The organism is Siphonobacter sp. BAB-5385 (assembly GCF_002261125.1).
Lineage (GTDB): Bacteria > Bacteroidota > Bacteroidia > Cytophagales > Spirosomataceae > Siphonobacter.
Genome location: NZ_NMPS01000014.1, coordinates 36,465 through 61,013 on the forward strand (window position 1 = coordinate 36,465; position 24,549 = coordinate 61,013).

The window sequence follows — 24,549 nt, forward strand, 5'->3', positions numbered from 1 at the left end:
GTTGCATTGAACCTAAATCTATCGGCTTGAAATCCATTTACGTTATTCGTCTGATTGCCTTTTGGGCCCTGCTGACTAGCTGCGTTCATTCCGCTTTTTCCCAGAACTGTCCGGCTCCCGCCTTTCAGCCTTCCACGCAAAATGGAGTTATCAACTGGCAGCAATTCCCGGATTTCACCTTGCCTTTCACGCTGATTTATAGTGGACCGCGGTTAAACGATACCCAACAAACGCCCTTGCGAAAAGGGTTTACGCACCTGGCGGCTTTTACCGGAGCGGACGGCAATCTGCCCAGGGCCAATCGGGCTTTGTTGTGGTACGGAACCGCTACGGGGATTGGGCAACCCTGGGATGTACTCGAATCGCCCTGGGCCAATGACCTCAACCGATACCGCGATAAATGGGCCACCGAGATGCGAGCCTTTGCCAATTTGTTTAACGACTCGCGGGGGAAAGCTTTTCCGGAAGCAGACATTCTCATGGCTGATATTGAGCGGCATTACAATACGAATGATAGTATACTGAGTCTTAAACGTCGCAAGCTGGTTCCGCCTCCGTATAGTCAACTCAACGATGCGGCCTTTCTGACACGGTACCAGCGGGATATGCAGAATTTGTACGCGGCTCCCCTGAACTACCTGCGGGAAAATGGCCTCAGTACGTCGACGAAACTTACCGCCTACGCCGATACGCCCATCCGAAATACGTTTCTGAATATTGACGGAAATAGCTGGCAGGACTGGACCAGCAACGTCGAACGCGTCCATTACCTGACCAAAGATACCCTGACCAACACAGTGGGTGGTTCGTTCTATAACCGGCAGGATTTCCTGCTGCCGTCGGCGTACTACCTCTACGAGTATCCGAATCCGTACGCGGGAAATTATCTGGCGTATCTGCTTTTTCAGGTGGAAGCCAATAAAGCCTGGTCTTCGAAAGACATTATCCCCATTGTCTGGTTACGCTACACGGGGAACTGGATCAACCAGCCCATCCGTCCGTGGATGGCCGAAGCTACCGCTATTTTTCCGTTTTTTGCCGGGGCAAAAGGCTTATGGCTTTGGGAAAGTCCGGGTAACTCAGGCGTAAATGAAAACCTGGCGAATTACGAATATTTCGTTCAGGGCCTGTACCGCATTTCCCAGTTCAAGGATTTTTTCACGGGCGGAATGGCCTACACCCCCAAATCCGCCCGCGATCACTTTGCGGATCAGGACCCCATCTGGCGGGGTATCATTAAAAACAATCAGATCCTGATTGCGGCTCACAATCCCTACGCGGCAGAAAATGAGCCCACTACGATTACGGCAGAGGTTGGCAACTGGAAACAAACGCTCACCTTACGCGGTCGGGAAACGCTCCTGTGTACGTATGATCTGCCCGAATCGGCATTGAGTCTGCTGGATTTTAAACCCACTCCCAATCCGGCTTCAAACCAACTTACGCTCGATATTTTCTCCTCCCAGAATCGCAGCGTCCGCGTACAACTGGTGGCCTTGTCGGGTCAAACCGTACACGAGCAGTCGGTCAGCCTTGGGAGTGGTTCCACTACCCTATCACTTTCTGTACAAAATCTGGCTCCTGGCATGTATTTAGTACGGCTCTGGGATGGAACGCATTCCGTTAGCAAGCGGATTATCGTCCGTTAATTTCCGAGGAATCGTCAGCGGAACGCTGTCACTTCTCGATTTTTCATACGCTTTCATCTACCTTCTATTGCCATGAATCGCCTTGTCCACGAAAGTTCTCCCTACCTCCGCCAGCACGCCCATAACCCCGTCGATTGGTATCCCTGGGGGGAAGACGCCCTGCGAAAAGCCCGTGAAGAAGATAAACCCATCCTGGTCTCGATTGGCTACTCGGCCTGCCACTGGTGCCACGTCATGGAGCGGGAATCCTTCGAGCAGGAGAGCGTAGCCCGGCTTATGAACGAACATTTTGTTTGTATCAAAGTAGACCGGGAGGAACGCCCGGACGTGGACGCCATTTACATGGACGCAGTACAGGCCATGGGGATTCGGGGCGGCTGGCCGCTCAATGTGTTTCTCATGCCGGACGCCAAGCCTTTTTACGGCGGAACGTACTTTCCGGCCCGTAACTGGATGAGCATCTGCCAGCAAATTGGGGAAGCATTCCAGACGCAGCGTCAAGCTCTCCAGGATTCAGCGGAAGGATTTACCAAGAACATGCATTATTCGGAAACGGAAAAATACGGACTGCCCGTACCCACAGGTCTGCCCGTTGACTTCACCCCGGAAGAACTCAAAACAACGTATACCAAACTGGCCGCTTCCTTTGACGTCGAACGCGGCGGTACAAAGGGAGCCCCCAAGTTTCCGATGCCCGTCATCTGGCTATTTGCCCTCCGGTATTTCCAGCAGACGTACGAACCGGAAACCATACAAGCCGTACGCCATACGCTCGATCGCATGGCCCTGGGCGGCATTTACGATCAGATTGGCGGCGGATTTGCCCGGTACTCCACGGATGGCGAATGGTTTCTGCCCCACTTCGAGAAAATGTTATACGACAACGCCCAGCTCATGAGCCTGTATTCGGAAGCCTGGCTGGCGACGAAGGAGCCGTTGTACAAACGGGTCGTGTACCAGACCGTCGAGTGGCTTCAGCGGGAAATGACTCATCCCGAGGGTGGTTTCTATTCGGCACTGGATGCGGACAGCGAAGGAGAAGAAGGCAAGTTTTATACCTGGACGAAAACGGAGATTCTGGAAATTCTGGGGCCGGTCTGGGGTGAACTGGTATGTGACTATTTTCAGGTGACCGGAGAAGGCAACTACCACGAAGAGTCGAGTGGACACGCTACGGGCAAGAATATTCTCTTTCCCCAGCGTACGCTCGAATCCTTTGAGCAGGAGCACGAATTGATTTCCGGACAAATGGATGGACTTTTTGAGAAGTTACGGCAGGTTCGTGATTCCCGTATTCATCCAGGACTTGATGATAAGATTCTGACTTCCTGGAACGGGCTTATGCTGAAAGGACTCGTCGATGCGTACCGGACCTTTGGCGAAGGGGAATTTCTGGCTCTGGCTTTACAGAATGCTCAGTTCATCAAGGATCGTCTGCTGCAGGACGGACAGCTTTTTCATTCCTACAAAGAAGGTCAGGCCCGCATTCCGGGTTTTCTGGAAGATTACGCCGCCGTATCGGATGCCTTTACCCATTTATACCAGGCCACCTTTGATGAAAGCTGGTTACGACTAGCCGAACAACTGGCTGATTATGCCATTTCGCATTTCTGGGACGAAGCCGACGGTCTGTTTTTCTTTACCGATCGTACCGTTTCAGATGCGTTGATTGCTCGTAAGAAGGAGTTGTTCGACAACGTCATTCCTTCCTCCAACAGTATCATGGCGACGGCTTTGTACACGCTCAGTCTGCTGCTCGATCGGCCCGATTTTGGCGAGCGTTCCCATCAGATGTTACAAAAGGTCAAAGGGTTGTTAGCGAGTAATCCGGAGTTTTTACCCCATTGGGCCAGTCTGGCGAGTTATCACAGTACCCCCACCGTTGAAATCGCGATTGTGGGTCCACTCGTACAGGAATACCGTCGGCAACTGGAATCGAAATACTTACCCAACAAGGTGCTTACGGGGGCTGAAGAATCCGGTACCCTCCCACTGTTACTGCACCGCGACTCAACAGAGGGTCGTACCATGGTGTATGTGTGCTACAACCGGGCCTGTCAGCTTCCCGTGGATTCGGTAGCGGCGGCCTGGGAGCTGGTGGGATAGCTGCTGGTTTTTAGTTGATAGTTGTTGCCTGTAAAAAGGTAGTAGAGGCCTATCTTATGAGGTCTTTACTACTTTTTACAGGCATCTTACTTATTTTGAAACCTTCCTCTAGGTACCCAGCGGATTTTTGTCGGGTTTGGATTCGCCGTCACTTTCCGTGTCGGCGTTAATTTTTTCCGTAATCAACTCTTTTTCTTCCGAGCTGGCTTCCAGTTCGTTTTGCTCCTGCTCCTGTTCGGCTTTCGGATTATACGTCAGTTTTATGAACATCGGGAAGTGATCCGAGCCAATACCGGGTAACCGCTGGAGCTGTAGCAGTTTAAAGTCCGAGGAACAGAACACGTGATCGAGCGGGAAACGCAAAAAAGGAATCTTGGCGTGAAACGTACTGTAGAATCCCCTGCCCCGCCGGGGGTCTAGCAAGCCACTGGTTTTTAAGAACAGATCCGTCGTATAGCTCCAGGCCACGTCGTTCATATCTCCTGCCACAATCACTGGGATATCCGATTGCTTGGCTTCCCGTCCTACCATCAGTATTTCTTTGTCCCGTTCGGTTGATCGTGGGTTTTCCTGTGGTACGGGCGGCGTGGGGTGCAGGCAATACAACTGAATGGGCTCGTCGGAACGCAACCAGACTTTGGCGTGAATGGACGGGATGTCCTCTTCCACCAGAAACTTCACCGACGCATCCGTCAGTTTCAACCGCGAGTACAGCAACATACCGTACGTGTTGTCAATCGGCTTGAGCACCCGGTGCGGGTAGGATTTGTGCAAGGGCCGCATTTGTTCGGCCCACCACTGGTCCGTTTCAGCCAGCAATACAATATCGGGCTCCATCTGATCAATCAAACGCAGTAGTTTTTCCGATACTCGATTATACTGATAGACATTCGAAATCAGCAGACTGAGGCTACGGTCGGGCTGGGTATCCCGCTGACTTAGCAACTGCTTCCGGGCCAGGAATGTATACGGAAAGAGTTGATAAAAGAGATAAATCAGATTCAGGCCCAGTATGCCCAGGGTAATCCAGGTCAGGGGCTGTGAAGTTTCCCCCCAGAAGGCCCAAAGCACAATGAAGAGTAAATTCAGCACAAATTTCTGGCTGCGGGGATACTCGAAAACGCGAAAAGTCCAATGATCGCTTCGAATCAGGGGGATTAGCGAAAAAAGAACAATTACGTAAGAACCAATGGTTAAGGCAATTGACATATACTTAGAAAATACGAGCACGGCAGTTTGCTCTTGGGGTTAATCGTTCTTCTTTAAAAAAGTTTAAAAATTCGTTAGATAACTCTTTCTATGTCAGAGCAGAGTTGTATTTTACCCATGTTTTAGTTACTCTTCACGCTACCTCATTTACCTCAGTCTTTATGAAAAACTCCCGGCGTACCTTTCTTCGCACCATGGGCGGCTCGGCGGCGGCACTCTCGATGGCCTCCTGGATGCCCCTTAAGGCTCTAGGCTCGGCTTTCTCCCCGAATGATACGATTCAGGTCGGACTCATCGGAGCCGGCATCATTGGTCACTTTGACGTGGACACCATTCTTCAAGTGCCCGGCGTAGAGCTGGTAGCCGCTTGCGACTTGTACGATCCCCGCCTGGTACGAGCCAAGGAAAAATGGGGTAACCACCTATATACGACTCGTGACTACCGCGAGATTTTATCCCGTCCGGATATCGACGCCGTCATTGTAGCCGTTCCTGACCACTGGCACGATCACATTTCCATCGCTGCTCTGGAGGCTGGCAAGCACGTCTATTGCGAAAAACCGATGGTTCATCACATCGAGGAAGGTGCTGCCGTAATCGCCGCCCAGAAAAAATCGGGAAAGGTATTTCAGGTGGGCAGTCAGGCTGCCAGTTCGGTAGGTGTGCTCGAGGCTCAAAAGTACATAAAAGACGGAGCTTTAGGAGAAATTTCTTTTGTCGAAGCCACCAATGATCGCGTGGACGCTCTGGGAGCCTGGCAATATACCATTCCTTTTGACCTGGACCCGAAACAGGTGGACTGGGACCGTTACCTGGGGGATGCTCCGAAACGGCCTTTTGAGGCCCATCGCTTTTTCCGCTGGCGAAACTATAAGGAATATGGCACGGGTGTGGCGGGCGATTTATTCGTACACCTGCTCACCACGCTGCACACCATTACGGGCTCGACAGGACCCAATCGAATTTTTGCTTTGGGTGATTTAAATTACTGGAAAGATGGCCGCGACGCCTACGATCTCGTAACCGGTGTAATGGATTATCCGAAAACGGATCAGCACCCCTCCTTTCAGTTTTTCACGCGGGTGAATCTGGCCGACGGCGGAGGTGGTTCCCACCGCAGCCGGATTGTAGGAACGGAAGGTTCGCTGGAATTAAATGGGGATGGCTTTGTGCTGCGTCGCTTCAAACGCCCGCAAGCTCCGCCTTTCAGTCTGAACTACGACGCCCTGATCACCTACCCCAAGGCGATGCAGGAAGCCTTTTTGAAGGAATACGACGCCAAATACCCCAAGGATAAGTTTAGTCGTGGAGTCGAAAAACAAACCGATATTGTCTTCAACGCTCCCGAGAAGTACAACGCCCGGCTGTCTCACATGGAAGTCTTCGTGAAAGCCATTCGGGAAAATAAACCGGCCCTGGTTAAAGAAGATGCGACGTTTGGCTTGCGGGCGGCGGCTCCATCACTGGCCTGTAATTTGTCGGTAGAAAAGAAAAAGCCCATTGCCTGGGATCCTGATCAAATGAAAATTGTTGGATAAACCGAAAAGCCACTCCTTTGGGCGTGGCTTTTCTTTGTTATTATGAAAGATCGAATATTAGTCCTGGTTCGGCACGGTCAATCCGAATGGAACCTTGAAAATAGATTTACCGGGGAAGTAGACGTGGAGCTTACCACGCATGGTCGGGACGAAGCCCGCCTCACGGCGTTAAAACTCAAAACCATTTCTTTTCAGGTCGCCTTCACTTCAGCCTTGAAGCGAGCTCAGGAAACACTGGCTATTATCCTCGAAGATATTCAGCAAACGTCCATTCCCGTGCATCAATCGGCTGCATTGAACGAACGTAACTACGGGGATTTGCAGGGACTCAACAAAGCCGAAACTGCCGAAAAATACGGTATCGAACAGGTAGCCTTATGGCGAAGAAGTTACGACGTAGCCCCGCCCGGCGGCGAAAGTCTGAAAATGACGCAGGAGCGGGTGCTACCTTACTACCAGCAAAAAATTGTACCCTGTTTGCAGCAGGGGCAGAATGTGCTGATCGTGGCTCACGGCAATAGCCTTCGGTCGTTGGTGATGGATCTCGAACACTTAAGCGAGCAGGCCATCTCGCAGGTAGACATCCCGACGGGAGCCCCCCGCTTCTACCATTTCGATGAACACATGCAACTGCTCAAGGCCGATTACCTGACCGAATCGCACTAAGCCGTCACGGTACTTAATACTTTGTTGAGAAGGGCTTTGAGGTCTTTCTCAACAAAGGGCTTATTCAGAAAATCGTTCATTCCCAGCTTGTGGTACCGTTCCTGTTCTTCCGCCGTAATCTGGGCGGTGAAACCGATAATGGGAACTGAGGATTTTTTATTATCCCCGTGCGTACGGATTTGCCGCGTTAATTCGACCCCGTCCATGACCGGCATCTGAATGTCTGTAATGACCAGATCAAAGGGATGGGCATCGAACATCTCGTACGCAATCTGTCCGTTTGTAGCCTGTTGGAAGGTTACGTTTTTCTTCTTCAAAATGGTACCAAGCAGTAACAGATTCATCTTGTTGTCATCCACAATGAGTACCTGTTTTTCCTGCAACAATTCATGAATTTCCCGTTCTATACTGGAGCTATGCGTATTCATTTCTGATTGGGTGGTTAATTCCATTGGAATGTCAACTGAAAAAGTGGACCCTACCCCTAACTCACTCGTTACTTTGATGGTACCCCCGGCTAATTCAACAATGCGTTTGCAAATCGCTAATCCCAGGCCTGTACCGACCGACCGTTCCACTTTTGAATCGTGTTCCAATTGCTGGAAATCATTGAAAATAATTCCTAAATTCTCTTTCGAAATGCCGATTCCTGTATCCTTTATTTGAAAACTCCAGAGTACCTGATTTCCCATAATCGGAGCCAGCGAAGAACTTAACGTTACTTTACCGCCCACAGGCGTAAATTTAATAGCATTGCTTAATAAATTCATCAATACCTGTTTCATTCGGAAACCATCGCCTAGCAAGGTTGCTTCCGCCTCATACTTTAGTTCGCTACGTAAGGTAATGTTTTTTTTATCAGCCTGTATACCAAGCATTGCCACCATTTCCTGACAAATCAGATAGGGTTGAAACGGTTTCTGACTCAGTTCAATCTTTCCACTTTCTAGTTTTGAAAAGTCCAGAATATCGTTGACCAGCGTCATTAATATGCCCGAAGATGAGCGAATGGCTTCCAGTTTAGGCTGTTGTTCTTTCGGTAAATCTGTCTTAACAATCTGTTCCGAAAATCCAATAATTGAATTCAGTGGCGTGCGGATTTCATGACTAATAGTAGCCAGAAAGTCGCCTTTCATTTTAGCGTACTTCGTTACCTGCCGGCTGTATTGTAATAAAGAAATTTCATTTCTGTACAATCGCCAGATCGTGTATAATATACTGCAGGTTAGAAAGAAAATGATGGCGATGCTGCCCTGAGAAAGGAGGTTTAACTCCTGCACATCGGTAAGAGTACCGGCTAGCAACTGCTTTCGCTGCAATTCTGCTTCTTCCGCTTCGCTCTGTTTTAGTCCGGTCAGTGACCCTTGTAGTTTTGAAAAAATCAGGCCGTTTAGCCGTAGTAATTCTTTTTCCGTTGCATTTAGCTCTTTTCGGTACGCCAGTAAATCCTTGTAATAATTATCCATTGCCCGCAGATTCGTTTCGTATAGGGCGGCAGTTTCCTCAAGCAGCGAATCTGATTTATTACGGGTCGAAGAAACCTGAATCTGGTTATTATACGAACTTTTATTACTGATTGCTTCCGCCAGGCGACCCCACAACTTTTTACGGGAACGTTGTTGCGTAACTTTTACTGAATCAACTTTAACAACTTGCTCTGAACGTCTGACTTTTACTTTAGGCTTAGGTACAACCATCGGTTGTCGTTCTTCGCGAATAGCAATTTCTTTCGTTGAAAGAATCAATAAACTATCGGTAAGTGTTTTAAGATACGAAAACTCTTTATTCTTATCTTTTTTCTGAGTTAGCAGCTGATTTACGTCTGTTGGTAATGTCCTTTCATTTTTCTGATTTTTAAATTCTTCCAGTATCTTCGACACCGTGGCAAGTTGCGATACAAACTGCCGGTGATAGACCGTATCCCCTGTAACCGTAAATAATCGACTATTATTTTCAGCGATGTACAGAATAGAGATACACGTATCTATTTTCTGATAGTTATTTTTGATATTACTCAGGCCCTCAATGTTGTGTTTAACTACGTTCGCTTTATTCTTACGCACCAGCACAATGAGGGCGAAAGTCGATAAGATAAGCAGTAGAAAAGCTAGCCAAAGAAAACGTTTACCAACGGTTGTTTTTGTATCTTTCTTCATCTCCCGTCAAACTAATACTACAAGCATAGTATTTTATACTTATTTATTTAAACTCAGTTAGACCCAAAATTAACGTAATTCAAAAGTAGTAAGTTTTTAATCATACTTTACAGCAATTACAAAAAAACAGCACTTTTTCAAGTGCTGTTTCCCTAACGAGTTATAACTAGACTATTACTTAATACGATCCTGATTTTCAGATAGAAAAGCGGCCCAACTTCCTTTTTTAGCCTGTTTTATACCTAGAGCTTTTTTACCCTTATTAGAGGCTAAAGTGTTTTCGTGATAATAATGACAAATGGCTACACCCAGAGCATCCGTAGCATCGAGTCGCTCGCCTTCAAGCTTCATTTTCAGAATACTCTCCAGCATATACGATACCTGCTCTTTGGAAGCGTTTCCATTACCCGTCACCGATTGTTTTACCGTTTTGGGTGAATATTCTACAATCGGTATTTGCCGGGCCAGAGCAGCAGCCATGGCTACCCCCTGAGCACGACCGAGCTTTAACATGGACTGTACATTTTTTCCAAAGAAAGGAGCTTCCAGAGCCATCTCATCCGGCGAAAATTCGTCGATGATGCCCGTAATCCGCTCAAAAATTTTACCCAGTTTTAACTCATGATTGTCATACTTGGTGAGATTGATAACGCCGTACTGTAATAGCGTAATGTTCCCCTTCTCCACTAAAATCAGCCCGTAGCCCATATACCTTGTGCCGGGGTCCACGCCTAAAATGATCTTTTCTGCCATAGCTTTGCAAAGGCTTTCCCAAAGAATATACGGAGCACTCTGCCCTTCGTATGCTTTTTGTCAGCCTTATTCCTATGCAAAATAACGTCAATTACCCGGCATTTCGCCGATTTTTTCTCTTTCTGCTCCGGTGGGTATTACCTGTGGTGATTATCTGGCTGGTGATTCGAACGCTTCAGCAAAAACAACAGGACCTGGGTAGCGTGTGGGAAGCCATTCAGGGGGCTTTTACCGGGCAAAATGGCTGGTGGCTGGGCCTGACCATACTCCTCACGGCGTTGAACTGGTCCATTGAAGCCTGGAAGTGGCAGGTACTCGCCCGAAAACTGGAATCCCTCAGTTTTTATACCGCGTTGCGGGGCGTACTGGCCGGTCAGTCCCTGGGTTTTATTTCGCAGGCCAATGTGGGCGACCTGACTGGTAAAATGGGTTTCTTACAGGCGAAAAACCGCCTTAATAGTATTGGAGCTTTTCTGCTCGGTAGTACGCTGCAGTTTCTGGTGACGTTATTCGCGGGTACGCTGGCCTATACTTATTTCCTGTACCGCATGCCCGAACGTCCCGGGGTGGGGCACTTCATTGCTCTGGGCTTGCTCTGGTTAACGACGTTGTTAACCGTCTATGTGCTTTCGTTAAAACACAAGGCGGCCCCTACCCTTGAACGCATCTCCTGGCTGGCGTCCTCGGCCCGGTTTTTCCGCGTACTGGAGACGTATTCTTCCGGTGACGTTCGCTTTCTGGTTTTTTTGGCTTCCTTCCGTTTTCTAACGTATAGCATCCAGTTTCTGCTCGTGCTGTATGGCTTTGGCGTATCGCTTCCGGTGCTCGATCAGCTCACGGTGGTTTGGCTGTTGTTTCTGACCAAGAGTGTGATTCCGGCTTTCAGTTTCCTGAGCGACCTGGGTATCCGAACGTTTAGTACGCTTTATTTTTTCAGCTTCTACCGCGTTGATCCGGCCCTGGTAACCTCAGCCTCACTCACGATCTGGCTACTGAATATCCTGCTGCCCGTTTTGGTCGGCATTGTATTTGTAGCTCAACTTCGGTATTTAAAAAATCAACCGGCATGAGTATCGTATGGATCGGCTTGCTGCTGTTTGGCCCCGTGTTATGGTTTGTGTTCAATGCCTTTCTGCTGAATGGCTGGTGGAAAATGCCCGTATACGTGCCGCTGCACGCCAATCAGCAACTCACCATCAGTGTATTGATTCCGGTTCGCAACGAAGCCGAAAACATCATTGCTCTACTGGAGGATCTGGATCGGCAAAGCTATCCCGCTGATCGGTACGAAGTCATCGTCGCCGATGATCATTCTACCGATCGTACAGCCGAATTGGTACGGGCGTTTCAGTCGAAAGCCCGCTACGCTCTTACGTTGTTGACCCTAACGGAAGAAAACCATTCTTCGCCCAAGAAAAGGGCCATTTCACAGGCCATTCAACGGGCGAAGCACGCGTGGATCGTCACAACGGATGGCGACTGCCGCGTAGGTCCGCAGTGGCTACAGATCCTGGCTTCGTACCAGCAAACGACCCAGGCCCAATTGATTTCGGGACCGGTCACGTTTCACGACGAAGGTTCGCTCAGGAGTCGAATTCAAATTGTTGAGTTTGCCAGTCTGGTTGGTTCAGCGGCGGTTGCCATGTTCTGGAAGAAACCCAATATGTGTAACGGAGCCAATTTATCGTACGCCCGTTCGGCCTTTCTGGCGGTCGATGGATTCCAGGGAAACGAAAACCTGGCCTCGGGTGATGATGAGTTTCTGATGCATAAAATGGCCGCCCGTTTTCCCGGCGAAGTCCATTTCCTGAAAAACTCGCTGGCACTGGTTCATACCGGAGCCCACCAGAGTTTCCGTTCGTTTTACCACCAGCGTCGCCGCTGGGCCAGTAAGTGGAGACATTATACCGACTGGAAAGTGTCCGCCCTGGCAATTTTCGTTTTTATGGCCAATGCCAGTACTATCGTTGGCCTGGGAGCCTACCTCGCGGGCAGTATTTCGGGCTTTGTATTGGCTAGTATTTTAGGTTTTAAGTTCTCACTGGAATTTCTGTTTCTGGCGGGCGTACTCCACTTTCTCAGGCAGTCAAAAAGTATTGCGTATATTCCCTTCGTGCAATTGATTTACCCGTTTTACGTTTGCTTTTTTGGATTGTTGGCTCAGGGTAAAGGGTACCAGTGGAAGGGGCGGAAGTTACAGTAATCAGGGTCTGGTAATTTGTACAAAATTGCCTTTCATTCGTTTTCCGGCTATTTCGTAAGCTACTATGGCCTGATACGTACTCTTCCAAGTAACACACGTGTTACACGTTCGTTTATCGAATATCAGTTCAATTGTTAACGTATCCACGGGTGTTACAACATGTATCTGATTTTCAAGCTTGTCTGAAATACTGGCGATTCCGTTGTCGCCAAAACGTACGGAGTCCAGTCCAGGTCCAGGTAGTTGCGTTTTACCTAACACGTAACTTTGGGCTATTTCTTCCGGCGTATAGTTCTGTAGTTGAATTTGTAAATAAGATACGCAAAGCTCTTTCGTGCAACAGGCGGTTAGTACTACTGAGCACAGAGCCAGAAGGTACCACTGACTAAATCTTTTCATAGCAGTAGAGGTTGTTTTACGATATTTGACACCAAATCTGATTAATCCGTTGCACTGTGGCTTTCTTCTTCCATAAAGTTACTCCGATCCTGCGATCCATTTACCCGGAAATGACCTGGCGGATCCCGTCATCGGAGCCTACGATTTATCTCACCTTTGATGATGGACCGATTCCTGAAGCAACGGAATTTGTCCTGCAAGAGCTGGCCAGGTATCAGGCAAAAGCTACGTTTTTCTGTATTGGCGATAATATACGTAAACATCCTTCCATTTTTCAGCAACTACTAGAACAGGGCCACTCCGTAGGAAATCATACGTTCAACCACTTGAAAGGCTGGAATACAGACGATGAAACGTATTTTGCCAACGTAGCTCAATGTCAGGATTTACTGCCACCTACGCGGCTGTTTCGCCCCCCCTACGGTCGCATTCGGAAACGGCAGGCGGCGTACCTGAAGCAGCACCATCAACTCATCATGTGGGATGTTCTGACGGGCGATTACTCCCCTTCTCTCAAACCCGAGCAGGTTTTACGGGGTACGACCAAAGCCTGCGAATCGGGGAGTCTGGTCGTTTTTCACGACAGTATTAAAGCCTGGAAGAATATGAGCTATGCTCTTCCCCGTACGCTGGACTACCTGGCGGAACGAAATTTCAAGTTTGCGGCGTTACCCATGGGCAACGCCGAAGGCGGTAGTCGCTAAAAATGAACCGTTTTGTACTTAATCGGGACGAATCGTAGATTTCTTCCGCTAGAGTAAAATGGTTTTTGCATTTTCCCATTTGAACTACATACCTCTTGACCCAAGGTCAAGAGTGTACGGATGAGCCCTGAAAACAATGAATAAATGGTACCTGGCAATTTTGTTGCTTTCGCTGGCCTGCGTTACGCAGGCTCAACACGTCATTAAAGGTCGCATTACCGACGCCACTACGGGCGATCCAATTCCCTTCGCAGCAGTCGGATTAAAAGGCGGTTCAGCCGGTGGCAATACTGATTTTGACGGAAACTACAGCTTTGCGGCCCGACAACTCAGCGATTCCATTTTTGTCAGCTACATTGGTTACCAACGGGCGACCAAATCCGTACAACCCGGTCTGGCTGAACAAACCATCGATTTTCAACTCACAGCGGGCTCTTCGCAGCTACGGGAAGTGCGGGTATACGCCAAGGGAGAAAATCCGGCGTTCCGCATTATTCGCAACGCCGTGGCGGCCAAAGCCACACACGACTGGCGGAATCTGAAAGCGTATGAATACGAGAGTTACGTCAAAAATGAGTTTGACGTCAACAAGATTTCGGACCAGTTTCGCAAAGGCCCCGTTGGTAAAAAAATCACCGGACCGCTCGAAAAACTACAGAAAATTGCCGGAGACGACGGCAAACCCATCATTCCCATTTTCCTCTCGGAAAGCTTTTCGGATTATTACCACCGCCGCAATCCCGAGCTGACCAAAGAACGCATCAACAAAACCAAGATTACGGGTGTGGGTATTACGGATGGCAGTACCTTTTCGCAGTTCATTGGTAGTGCTTTCCAGCAGTATAACTTTTACGAAAACTGGCTTCCCATTCTTCGGAAAGAGTTCATATCCCCCATTGCCGACGGCTGGCGGGGTAGTTACGATTATTTCCTCGGCGATACGATTCAGATTGATAATTCCCCCTGTTACGAAATAGAAGTGACGCCCCGTCGGGCTCAGGATCTGGCTTTTGTGGGCAAAATCTGGATTGATACGGCCGATTACGCCCTGCGTCAGGTGGATTTACGGATTTCGGGGGATGCCAATATCAACTACGTGGAAAGCATCGCAATTCAGCAGCAACTGACGGCCGTTGAAGATTCGACCACGAAACAACGAGCCTGGCTTCCCAAGCAGACTCGCGTATTAATTGATGTGAAGGAGTTTACGAAGAATTCCGTGGGTTTTCTGGCGAAATTTTTCGTCTCCAATCGCAACTTTAAGATTAATCAACCCCGGGAAGCGACTTTCTACAATCCAGCGGTTGAACTGGCGGATCATTACCGGGAACAGAAAGATAATTACTGGCAACAGGTTAGACCAGATTCATTAACGGCCGAGGAAAGAACGGCGTATTCACTCATTGACTCCGTCAAGAATATTCCCATTGTTCGGTCGTATACCCAGATTTTATCCATCATTGCAAATGGGTATCAGCGAATTTATAACGGCATTGAACTAGGTCCCTTTTTAAGTACGGGAGCCTTCAACACCATCGAAGGACTACGCTTACGGGCGGGGTTCCGAACGAACGCCGAGTTCAGTAAGGTATGGGTATTGAGTGGGTATCTGGCCTACGGCTTCAAGGATAATGTCATGAAGTACGGTGCTGACGCTAAATACATCATCAGTCGTAAACCCTGGGCTGAGATAGGAGCCAGTACCAGCTATGATCTGGAACAGATTGGTCTGACGACTGAAGCTGTAGGGAACAATAGCCTCTTTGCCACCTATTCCCGCTTTGGCCGCTATCGGCGGGGGTATTACCAACGCGAGTACATGTCCTACATTCGGGCTGAACTTATCAAAGGCCTGACACCCATGATCGGGATTCGCCGACGGAGCTTCGAACCACTGTATAATTTCGCTTACGTGAACAATGGTGATCCGTCCGGTCAATCGGGTACGTACCAGAATACGGAGCTCATAACGGAGTTACGGATTGCGAAGAACGAACTCTTCATTTACAACGACAACGACCGGGTCAGCTTGGGTACGGCTCAGTCGCCCATCTATACGCTCCGGTATTCCCTCGGTCTTCAAAACACGCTGGGTGGGGATTTCAATTACCATCGGTTTACGCTTACGATGGCGGACAATTTTCGGGTGGGCATCCTGGGACGAAGCTTTTACACGCTTTCGGCGGGCTATACGCCTTCCACCCTGCCCTATCCCCTGCTCTTTCCGCATTTAGGAAACCAGTCCCTTTTTTACGTAGGCAACGCCTTCAACATGATGAACTACTTCGAGTTCCTCTCCGATCGGTACGCTTCTCTGAAATATGAACATAACTTTGAAGGTCTCCTCTTCAACCGACTTCCGGCCATCAAACGTTTGAAATGGCGGACCTTACTGAACGTCAATGTACTGTATGGTGGAGCCCGACAGGCTAATCGGGATATTATTCCAGACTACGATTTGCAGGGGAACCCGATTCCGGGCTTTGGATCGCTGAATTCGAATACGCCTTACGTGGAAGTGGGCTATGGAATCGATAACATTTTCAAGTTTTTCCGGATCGAAGCCATTCACCGACTAACGTACCTGAATCAGCCCACGACCATCGACGGTGTTAAAATCAATCGTTTTGCGGTGAAAGCTTCGGCGTATTTCACGCTATAAAAGAATCGCCTAATTGCTGCTGAATTTCCCGGATGATGGACAGTCCACTGGCCAGAAACTCCCGCACGTAACCCGTAGCCGGTTGCTGAAGCAATTCGGCAGGCGTACCCGTTTGCAGGAGTTTACCTTCCTGCATTACACCCATCCGCTGAGCGATGGTGAGGGCATCGAGTAAATCATGGGTTACAAACAGACAGGCCAGTCCCGTTTCCTGAATAATCCGTTTGAGTTCCTGCTTTAGCTTCTGACGATTGAGCGTATCCAGATTCGAAAAAGGCTCATCCAGCAGAAGTACTTTGGGTTCATCGGCAATGGCCCGGGCAATGGCTGTACGCTGTTTTTCCCCACCCGACACTTCCCGGGGAAGCTTGTGCTGGACTGCCTCCAGTCCGGTTAACGCCAGCAGCTCATCGAGCCGTTCGCGTTGGTATTCTTTGGTATACTCCCGCAGGGCGTAAGCAATATTTTCCCGGATGGTATGATTGGGCAGCAGCTTGTACTCCTGCGGTACGAGTTTAATCTCCGCATGACCGGGAATGAGGTACCTAGCCGAAGACGAAATTTCCTTGCCTTCCAGCCATAATTCGCCCGCATCCGCCGGAGTCAGGCAGGCTAACACGTTCAGGAGCGTGCTTTTACCGGCCCCGCTGGCCCCGATCATGGCAAAAATTTCACCCGCCCGCAAGTCCAGCGAAAGGTCTTCAATAATGAGGTGCTCGCCTACGCTTTTCTGCAAGTGCTGGGCCTGTAAAAGTGAATTCATCCCACAAAAATGGGGAAATTACTCGAACTGGCTCCAGCGAAGTCGCCGATAACTTTTCAGCGTACTCCACAACAATACGCCGTAGAGTAAGACCATGAACAAGCCACCACCGGGCACTTTCGTTGCTCCCCAGTGGATCAGACCGCATACAGGCAGTACCAGCATGATCATAATCAACATCAGGGTCGTACGTCCAGCCTCCGCTTTCACTTTGGGTTCCTGCGAAAACGGCACTTTCCAATTCGAGTTCTTTACCCAGGCTTCCAGGCTGGTCACAAAAAGAGCAAACAGATAGCCCGCCAGCAGATCATCGATGATGTGCCAGCCCCAGATGCTCAGCAGCAACACGGAAGAAACCAGATAGAACGGCGTATAAAATTTCAATATAGCGGCCTTGAAATTTCCCAGAATCAGCTCGCTCGGGTCGGCAACGGGGGCCGCGTCGTATACCCAGGAGGCCTTGTAATCGTCGGACTGATAGGTATTGGCATAGAAGGTTCCGGCGACCACCTGTAATACATAAATGCCCACCAGATAAAGAGCCCCTTCCCGAATTTGATCGAATGACTGGCGACCATTCAGCACCGGTCCGATGATCACAAACAGTAGTGGAACGATGGAGCCCATAGCCGGATACGTACGCATCTTAAAGCGGCGATCGCGACCCGTAATGTTCCAGGATAACTCGAAGGTGGCTCGCTCGGCGGGACTGTTCGTAACTGCTTGTGCCAGCCAGGGTAGCAAGCCCCGCCGGGATTTTTCAACAACCACTTTATCCTCTTCTGATCCCGTAGAGGCCAGACCCGCCAGTTTTTTGGTAAATGAAGGAGCCAGGTATTTGCTGTTTACGTAGATCAATGCCGGTGGTACCAAAATGGCCAGAGCCGACAGAATCAGGTGAGGCGTATCGTACTGTCGCTGATAAAACATATCCACCAAACCCGCCAGCCAGGCGGAGGGTACAGCGTAGTACCACGTTCGAATGCTATGCTCCGCTTCCATCACTTCGCCGAAACGAATCATGCGGGGCATAATCTGATAGCCCGCCGTGAAGAAAATCGACATGGCAATCTGGATGTAACTGATGATGTCTTTGACCCGTTCCTGACTCGAAAAACGCACCACCAGCATATAGAGTAAGGTCGTTAGAAAAACGGCAATCAGAACGGCCTGCAGACTTAGTAACACAAAAACGGGTACGATTACCCATCCATATTTAATGCCTACGAATACAGTCGGTAATAAAATAATGCTTAGCGTCAGCAGGGTAATATAACCCGTTAGGTGTACCAGTCGGGCCATCCAGACGGTACGGTCGCTTACGGGTCGAGGTAATAAAATCAGATTATCCGTTGTATCGAGTAACAATTCCGAATAGTCGGTAATGAGGGTAAGGGCCACCCAGGCAATGACGTAGCCCAGTACGATGGTCAGAGCCAGCAGTAATGAAGGAGCGATGAATAGAAAAGAACCGATGAGCCCGCCCAGTAAAGCATTGATGCCGTACACCATCAGCAGACGCTGACTGGACTCTTTTTCCTGGTAGCGTTTGCCCAGTGAAGCGTGATTGCGACGGTTATCCATCGTAAACTTGACTTCCACGATGTTTCGCATCATAGCATAATCCACGCCAAGCATACGGAACAGCCCCTGGAGTCGATCCAGTAACCAAAGTATAGAAGAGGTCATAAGGGATCGGGTTATTGTAAAGCCTGTAAGAATTCTGAAGCCTTGCTCTGCGTGGTATCGTCGCCGGTAAGTCCCTGGAAAATGCGTTCGAGCGAACCCGAATGAGCCTGAGCTTTCAATTCTTCAAAACTGCCGTTGGCAATCACCTGCCCCTGATTGATGATGACGATGCGATCGGAAATCTTTTCGACCACGTCCATGATGTGCGAGGAGTAGAAGATCGTTTTCCCAGCCGTTTTGAGCTGAGCCAGAATTTCCTTAACCAGGATCACGGCGTTGGCATCCAGTCCGGACAAGGGTTCATCCAAAAAGATGATTTCGGGATTATGGATGAGGCCGGAGATGAGCAGTACCTTCTGCCGCATGCCTTTGGAAAAGGTATTCATGCGACTGTTGATATGGTTGGACAGGCCGACCAGATGCAGTAAATCTTCCGCTTTCCGTTGAATCACGGCGTCGCTCATGCTGTACAGACGGCCAATGAAGGTGAGGTATTCCACGGGAGTCAGTACTTCGTAGAGAGCCGCATTTTCGGGGACGTATCCAACTTGCTTCTTGATTTCCATCGCCTCTGTACGGATGTCCTGTCCGAGCACCCGTACTTCGCCGGTAAAGCTGGGAATCATCCCCAGCAAGATTTTGATGGTGGTAGATTTTCCCGCTCCGTTGGGGCCAATGTAGCCGATAATTTCTCCGGCCTGTACTTCCAGATTAATGCCTTTCAGTACGAGCTGGCCGTCGCCGTAGGAATTTTGCAGGTTTTCAATCGAGATAACGGTAGACATAAGGGTGGGTTTGGTTAGGTACTCGTTCGTTAAGCGTTTGTTCTCTATTTCGTTTCACTTGAGGGATGAGCCTTTGATCACAGTCGATGGCTACAAACAGAATACCTTTCGTCTTCCAATCCATCAGTCCCTACGGTACTACCTTTCGCCCACCCACTTTTTCATACCTGAAACTACATCAAACTTCAAACCCGAAACAGCCCTTTTTACAACAACCGGCGTTTCCGTAGTAGGGACGGTCATTCCGTAGTTCGAGCGTTTTTTCTTCCCGCTTATGGTTACCAGAACAAAGACTAGCATCAGGAAAGCCAGTATCGCCAGCAATACTTTCCAGAACGATACGGGCCGTTTACCGTCAATGCTTCCTGTTTGGCCATTGATTAGAAACTGGTACGTTTTGCCATTGTATTGGTAAGCACAAATCCAGAGCGGGAGAATCAGGTGTTTGAAGGTTTGGTTGGAATACTGCGTACGCACGCTCAGGTTTCGGTACGTATCATCGGATAACAAATCCGCACAAGCCGATTCAATGCGTTGATCCACTTGTTCTTTCGCCACTGCAAAGCCTTCTTGCGGATCGACTTTATATACCTCCGATTCCCAACCCAGCAGTACTTTAGGTTCGTAATTGACGACCTGATCCAGTAGAAAAGGATACACGCCCTGGATGGTTTGCTGGGGTAACTGCCGCGAAGCCAGAATCAGGACATCGTCAAAAAACTGGTCGTAGGTGCCATTGCGGTACCACCAGCGGGTGCGGCGTACCTGCTGCGTTCGAACATTTCCGTTCGGATCGCGTACGCGTTCGGTTTCGTAGTAGTACGTACCCGCGTCTCCCTCCCACTCCGAATGCGTCTGCACATCGTAAGTCCAGAAGGGAATGTAGATGCCGTGCAACGTATCGAGTCGGGCCAGATTTTTCAAATCATTCGGTGCCCAGATGCTCTTACCAATCCATTTTTTAAAGGATTCCGAAGCCTGATTCCGGGAGATTCGAAAGGGAACAATACCCTGCGGCTCGAACAGCCGGGTTTTCGTGGCTTCGGGATTAACGTTCTGCGAACCACAAAAGCCGCAGCTAATCGTTGGCGTATCATAATTGACTACCGTTTTAGCCCCGCACCGCTGGCAGGAAAACAACCGCCGTTCCACTGTATGTTCTGTATCCGTACGGGCCCGGTTGAAGTCCAGTTCTTCAATCCGATCGTTGCCCAGGGTCAGTTTTTCAGTATAGCCGCAGTGCTTGCAGGCCATGGCTTCTTTTTCGGCACTATACTGTAACTGGGCACCGCAACTGGGGCAAGGGCAATGAAGAATATCGTCAAGTTCGCGTTCCATAGGGGAAATAAGTGTTTCGTGCACGTTTCAGACGTTTCTAACCCGTCGCCGATCCGAACACTCAACGTATTTATCTTCCCGAAAAAACGCATTTTTTTGAAATCCTTTCAACAGTCAACCTAATTTTCCCGGATTCTGTCAAGTCCTGCATCCGTTCGTATGAATGCATGAGGTACAAAAAGGCAGGATTGTGGACCTTTGAAAGCAAGAAGCAGCACTGAAAAGCGTAGCAAGCGTGCAGGATCAAAATTTTAAGTAGAAAAACGGCTGAGATTGCTCAGGAATACTACCTTGCCAGTCAAGCTTCATAATTATACTAACTGGAAATGCTATGTCAGAAAATAAAGGGTTAGGCCGTAAGATTTTAAACATCTTTTTTGAGGAAGCTCCCGAAGCGGCGAAAGGGACACCCGTTGCCCCGGCTACGCCTTCGCAACCCGTTCCGGCTCCGATTCCGAGATCCGTGGCAGCCAGTGGCACTACCGATGCTAAGTTTGTCGATCACTTTGCTTCCGTACTGGAAAAGAATAATCTGCCCGGCCCCGATTATTTCGAATTCCGGGCTACGCTGAAAAATCTTACTAACCTCGGACTGAGTGAAGAACAACAATTTCAGGCAGCCTGGGCCAGTTTCAAAGCCCTCAGTGGCGGTACCGATCCATCCGGCCTGGTCACCACGGCCAATCAATACCTGAGCGTCCTGCAGAAAGATCGGGAGGCTTTTTTGAAGAGTGTCGATCTGGCGGTTACCGAAAAAGTAGGCGGCTTACAGAACGAACAAAAAACGCTGGAACAGCAAAACGAAGCCCTGGCAAAGCAGATTCTCGATATTCAGAATCAGATCAACGCCAACAAGGAACGGCTGACCCGGATCAGCGGCGAAGTGGACGAACAAAGTGGAAAGCTCACGCAAAACCGGGCGAACTACGAAGCGACCTTCCAGCAATTTACCGAGCAGATTAAAAACGATACGCTAAAAATTGGTCAGTATCTAAAATCATAACCTCAAAAACGCTACACATTCATGGCTGATTTCTCACAATTGGGCGGAGGTACCGATGATGCCGCCAAAAAATCATTCTGGAGTCGTCCGGAGGGAGTCGTCGGTTTTGTTTTCCTGATTGCCCTGGCCGGATTTGGACTGGTGTACTTCAACCGGGTGGTTGAATTTCTAATCAAAGTGACGGAAAATACCTTGTACCTCGCGGCTCTGCTGGCGGTGCTGGGCGTACTGATTTTTCTTTTTACCAGTAAAGACGTTCGTACGGCGGTTTTCTTTCTTTATAAAACTTTGATGCGGAAGATCACGGGTCTGGTGATTCAGCTCGACCCGATTGCCATTATGAAAATCTATGTGCAGGATCTGAAAGATAAACGCCGGAAAATGCAGGGTCAGATTGATCAGCTGGCGGGACAACTGGTGAAGCTGAACCGGAAAATCAACGAAAACAACGAAGCCATCAAGCAGAAGTTTGCGGAAGCGAACAAGGCTCAAAGTCTGGCCGATAAGCCCGGAATGAAGGAAGCTGCTTCGCTGGCTACGATTGAAGGAGCGGGTTTACAGGAAATGAACGAGAAACTGCTGCCCCTGCAACGCAACATGAAAACCGTACTGGCCTTTATGGAAAAGGTCAATACGAGTGCGGATTACATCATTAAGGAAACGGAAATCAAGGTTAAGCTGAAAGAAGCCGAATACCAGATTGTCAAGGAAAGCTCGAACGCCCTGCGAACGGCGGTGAGTATCTTTAAAGGGAATCCGGACAAGAAGTTTTACTTTGACGAATCCATGGAATACATTCAGGACGACATGAGCCAGAAACTCGGCGAAATGAAGCGGGCAATGGACCTGTCGATGGATTTCATCAACTCAGTGGATATTCAAAACGGGGTACTATCTGACAAAGGTCAGGCGATGCTGGAAGCCTATAACAAAGGTGACTTCAAGCTGATCCAGTTGGACTCTCCCACCCCTAGTTCGCCCAGTAACCGACCCATTAATCCCCCCAAGGATGAAGGCTACCGGAGCCTGCTGGAATAATTTTCATTACCCATACAACCGATTCTCAATTTCAACTTATCCCTTTATTCATATGCAACGACTCACCGTAACGGGCCGACTGCTCATTACCGCCCTTATCCTGGCAGCCATTTACTTTGGCTTTAAGTACGTAGGCGGAGTTGATTTACTCAAATCGCTTCGCAAGGAAAATACGGAGGAAACCACCAGCCGCTCCTCGAACGAAGGTTCCGAAAGTGCCTCCTCCGAAGGGATTGATGAGGAACGTACTACCACGACTTCTTCCTCGGCCACGCAATCCAACAAGCCCGGTTTCGATTACGAAGCTCCGGTACCCCAGGGTGGTACGCTGAAGGGCGTCGTAGAATTAGGAGCCAGCGGGTTTAACTCCTTCATTATTCGGATAGACGATCAGAAAAACTGGAAACTCGAAAAAGCTGAGTTTGGCAACAGTTTGGTTATTGAAAACATGGCTACCGACGACGACGTACGGGCTGGTCTCAAAAAATACATCGGCGGGATGCTCGACTTTGGCGTGGGTGGCCGTGATATTCACTTTGTGGTGAGTTCTGGAGCCGTCAAGGCGGACGTGACGCAACGCATCATCCGCGTATTAAAGTCGCTCAATTACTTTGTGAACACCGTTTCAGCAGAACAGGAAGGTAAATTGGCTCTGCGAAGTGTACTCCCGACTGAATTTTACGACTCGGCTTTCGTGGTAGACATTGGATCGGGTAATACGAAGATTTCCTGGAAAGAAGGAAACAAAACGTCGGCTCTGGAAAGCTACGGTTCCAAGTATTTTCAGGAAGGTAAAAGCGATAATACGGTTTACGACGAAGTGAAAGCCAAAGCCAAGCAAATACCAAGTAGTCATCGCAAAACCTGCTTCATCATTGGTGGAGTGCCATTCGAGCTAGCGAAAGCCGTTCGCAAAGGCAAAGAGCGGTATACCGTACTGGATGCTGCCGACGCCTACAAACTCGACAATGCTAAAACCCGAGCTGGTTTGAATATCTACAAAGCCATTGCGGATGGTACGGGTTGTGAAAAATTCGTATTCGACTGGGATGCCAACTTTACGATCGGCTTCCTGCTGGATTTGCCGAAGTAATTTGAAAAAAGATTGCGTTACATTTGATCGTTTAAAAAGTTTGAAGGTGGCCAGGGGTTTGACCCCTGGCTATTCGTATTAAACCCCTCTAGGGTTTTGAAACAGGTTTGGAATTTACGTTGGTAGTATACTGCCCTTTCAAACCCTCGAACTTTTTTAAACCTTGTCATACTACTTAAACATTATTCAAACCTTAAACTTTTCAAACCTACTAAAACCCCTTCCACCCTCTATCCATGACGCTTCAGGATTTGTTCCGATCCGTTTCTCAGCAGCCAGGGCCTTTCGCCTTAGTATTGATGTGTATTCCGTTGCTGGCCTTACTGGTTAATCTCTGGTCGGGGCGAACGCCGGAGGAGATTTTGCGGTGGAAATATGCGTATACTGTACTGGTTTACGCGGCGGCCATTCCCGGGGTCTTTGCTTTCACGCTGAATATCTATCTTTTTCTCTTTGAACGACAGAGCGTCTGGACGATGAACCTGATTACGCAGGTCTTACCGATGATTAGCATGGGAGCTACCCTCTGGATGATCCGGCAGAAGATTCCGTTTTCGTACGTCCCCGGTTTTGGTAAATTATCAGGATTTCTGACCCTCATTGCTGCATTGATCGGTACTCTATTTTTTCTGGATCGGCTTCATTTTTACGCCGTTACCTATGTTCCGTTTGTATACCTGCTGGTGGGCTTTGTGGGCGTGTTGCTACTCATCCGCTTCGCCTGGAGTCGTTTATTTTAATAATAAAAAAGCCCTGAAAGAATGGACTAGCCCCCAAAAGTTGGACGGATTTAGA

Annotated in this window: 19 protein-coding genes; 12 read left to right on the plus strand and 7 right to left on the minus strand. The window is 48.9% G+C overall.

Going from position 1 to position 24,549, the window contains the following annotated elements; genetic code table 11:
* The first annotated feature begins 26 nt into the window (after positions 1-26).
* Complete coding sequence (locus tag BWI93_RS01170) at positions 27-1,649, plus strand: T9SS type A sorting domain-containing protein (protein WP_176454089.1); 1,623 nt, start codon at positions 27-29, stop codon at positions 1,647-1,649.
* Between the two features lie 72 nt (positions 1,650-1,721).
* Positions 1,722-3,755 carry a thioredoxin domain-containing protein gene (locus tag BWI93_RS01175; RefSeq protein WP_094808350.1) on the plus strand — a complete coding sequence of 678 codons (2,034 nt, stop codon included), beginning with the start codon at positions 1,722-1,724 and terminating at the stop codon, positions 3,753-3,755.
* Positions 3,756-3,863: 108 nt separating this feature from the next.
* Here BWI93_RS01175 and BWI93_RS01180 read toward each other — a convergent pair whose 3' ends face one another.
* Positions 3,864-4,964 carry an endonuclease/exonuclease/phosphatase family protein gene (locus BWI93_RS01180; protein WP_094808351.1) on the minus strand — a complete coding sequence of 367 codons (1,101 nt, stop codon included), beginning with the start codon at positions 4,962-4,964 and terminating at the stop codon, positions 3,864-3,866.
* A gap of 161 nt (positions 4,965-5,125) precedes the next feature.
* Between BWI93_RS01180 and BWI93_RS01185 the strand changes: the two genes are divergently transcribed.
* Together BWI93_RS01185 and BWI93_RS01190 are read left to right on the plus strand one after the other, a co-directional pair.
* Positions 5,126-6,502, plus strand: a complete 1,377-nt coding sequence (locus BWI93_RS01185) for a Gfo/Idh/MocA family protein (RefSeq protein WP_094808352.1) — start codon at positions 5,126-5,128, stop codon at positions 6,500-6,502.
* A 42-nt stretch (positions 6,503-6,544) separates the two neighbouring features.
* Positions 6,545-7,168 (plus strand): 2,3-diphosphoglycerate-dependent phosphoglycerate mutase, encoded by a 624-nt coding sequence (locus BWI93_RS01190; protein WP_094808353.1) that lies wholly within the window; start codon positions 6,545-6,547, stop codon positions 7,166-7,168.
* On the opposite strand, the gene BWI93_RS01195 is transcribed toward BWI93_RS01190, so the two are convergent.
* Together BWI93_RS01195 and ruvC are read right to left on the minus strand one after the other, a co-directional pair.
* Positions 7,165-9,324 carry a response regulator gene (locus BWI93_RS01195; RefSeq protein WP_094808354.1) on the minus strand — a complete coding sequence of 720 codons (2,160 nt, stop codon included), beginning with the start codon at positions 9,322-9,324 and terminating at the stop codon, positions 7,165-7,167. The genes BWI93_RS01190 and BWI93_RS01195 overlap by 4 nt on opposite strands.
* A gap of 174 nt (positions 9,325-9,498) precedes the next feature.
* Entirely contained in the window at positions 9,499-10,077 is a 579-nt protein-coding gene (ruvC, locus tag BWI93_RS01200) for a crossover junction endodeoxyribonuclease RuvC (protein ID WP_094808355.1), read from the minus strand.
* Between the two features lie 74 nt (positions 10,078-10,151).
* Between ruvC and BWI93_RS01205 the strand changes: the two genes are divergently transcribed.
* The 4 genes from BWI93_RS01205 to BWI93_RS01225 all read left to right on the plus strand — a co-directional run bounded on the left by BWI93_RS01205 (position 10,152) and on the right by BWI93_RS01225 (position 16,045).
* Positions 10,152-11,147, plus strand: a complete 996-nt coding sequence (locus tag BWI93_RS01205) for a lysylphosphatidylglycerol synthase domain-containing protein (RefSeq protein ID WP_176454090.1) — start codon at positions 10,152-10,154, stop codon at positions 11,145-11,147.
* On the plus strand, positions 11,144-12,280 hold the full coding sequence (locus BWI93_RS01210) for a glycosyltransferase (protein ID WP_094808357.1): 1,137 nt from the start codon (positions 11,144-11,146) through the stop codon (positions 12,278-12,280). Before BWI93_RS01205 ends, BWI93_RS01210 begins: the two co-directional genes overlap by 4 nt.
* A gap of 455 nt (positions 12,281-12,735) precedes the next feature.
* Positions 12,736-13,383, plus strand: coding sequence for a polysaccharide deacetylase family protein (locus BWI93_RS01220; protein WP_233207870.1), 648 nt, complete (start codon positions 12,736-12,738; stop codon positions 13,381-13,383).
* Positions 13,384-13,519: 136 nt separating this feature from the next.
* A complete protein-coding gene (locus tag BWI93_RS01225) occupies positions 13,520-16,045 on the plus strand; it encodes a DUF5686 and carboxypeptidase-like regulatory domain-containing protein (RefSeq protein ID WP_094808359.1) in 2,526 nt (841 codons plus the stop codon).
* Here BWI93_RS01225 and BWI93_RS01230 read toward each other — a convergent pair.
* The 4 genes from BWI93_RS01230 to BWI93_RS01245 all read right to left on the minus strand — a co-directional run bounded on the left by BWI93_RS01230 (position 16,035) and on the right by BWI93_RS01245 (position 20,620).
* Positions 16,035-16,808, minus strand: coding sequence for an ABC transporter ATP-binding protein (locus BWI93_RS01230; RefSeq protein WP_094808360.1), 774 nt, complete (start codon positions 16,806-16,808; stop codon positions 16,035-16,037). The two genes, BWI93_RS01225 and BWI93_RS01230, sit on opposite strands and share 11 nt — an antisense overlap.
* A gap of 18 nt (positions 16,809-16,826) precedes the next feature.
* Entirely contained in the window at positions 16,827-18,497 is a 1,671-nt protein-coding gene (locus tag BWI93_RS01235) for a hypothetical protein (protein WP_141217308.1), read from the minus strand.
* Positions 18,498-18,508: 11 nt separating this feature from the next.
* Positions 18,509-19,282 (minus strand): ABC transporter ATP-binding protein, encoded by a 774-nt coding sequence (locus BWI93_RS01240; RefSeq protein WP_094808362.1) that lies wholly within the window; start codon positions 19,280-19,282, stop codon positions 18,509-18,511.
* A 138-nt stretch (positions 19,283-19,420) separates the two neighbouring features.
* Positions 19,421-20,620: a hypothetical protein gene (locus tag BWI93_RS01245; RefSeq protein ID WP_094808363.1), complete on the minus strand. Its 1,200-nt coding sequence runs from the start codon at positions 20,618-20,620 to the stop codon at positions 19,421-19,423.
* Positions 20,621-20,951: 331 nt separating this feature from the next.
* Here BWI93_RS01245 and BWI93_RS01250 point away from each other — a divergent pair, with 331 nt between their 5' ends.
* The 4 genes from BWI93_RS01250 (at position 20,952) to BWI93_RS01265 (ending at position 24,494) form a co-directional block, all read left to right on the plus strand.
* Positions 20,952-21,623, plus strand: a complete 672-nt coding sequence (locus BWI93_RS01250; RefSeq protein WP_094808364.1) for a hypothetical protein — start codon at positions 20,952-20,954, stop codon at positions 21,621-21,623.
* Between the two features lie 21 nt (positions 21,624-21,644).
* Positions 21,645-22,661, plus strand: coding sequence for a hypothetical protein (locus tag BWI93_RS01255; RefSeq protein WP_094808365.1), 1,017 nt, complete (start codon positions 21,645-21,647; stop codon positions 22,659-22,661).
* A 52-nt stretch (positions 22,662-22,713) separates the two neighbouring features.
* Positions 22,714-23,754: a hypothetical protein gene (locus tag BWI93_RS01260; RefSeq protein WP_094808368.1), complete on the plus strand. Its 1,041-nt coding sequence runs from the start codon at positions 22,714-22,716 to the stop codon at positions 23,752-23,754.
* A gap of 236 nt (positions 23,755-23,990) precedes the next feature.
* A complete protein-coding gene (locus BWI93_RS01265) occupies positions 23,991-24,494 on the plus strand; it encodes a hypothetical protein (RefSeq protein ID WP_094808366.1) in 504 nt (167 codons plus the stop codon).
* Positions 24,495-24,549: the final 55 nt, after the last annotated feature.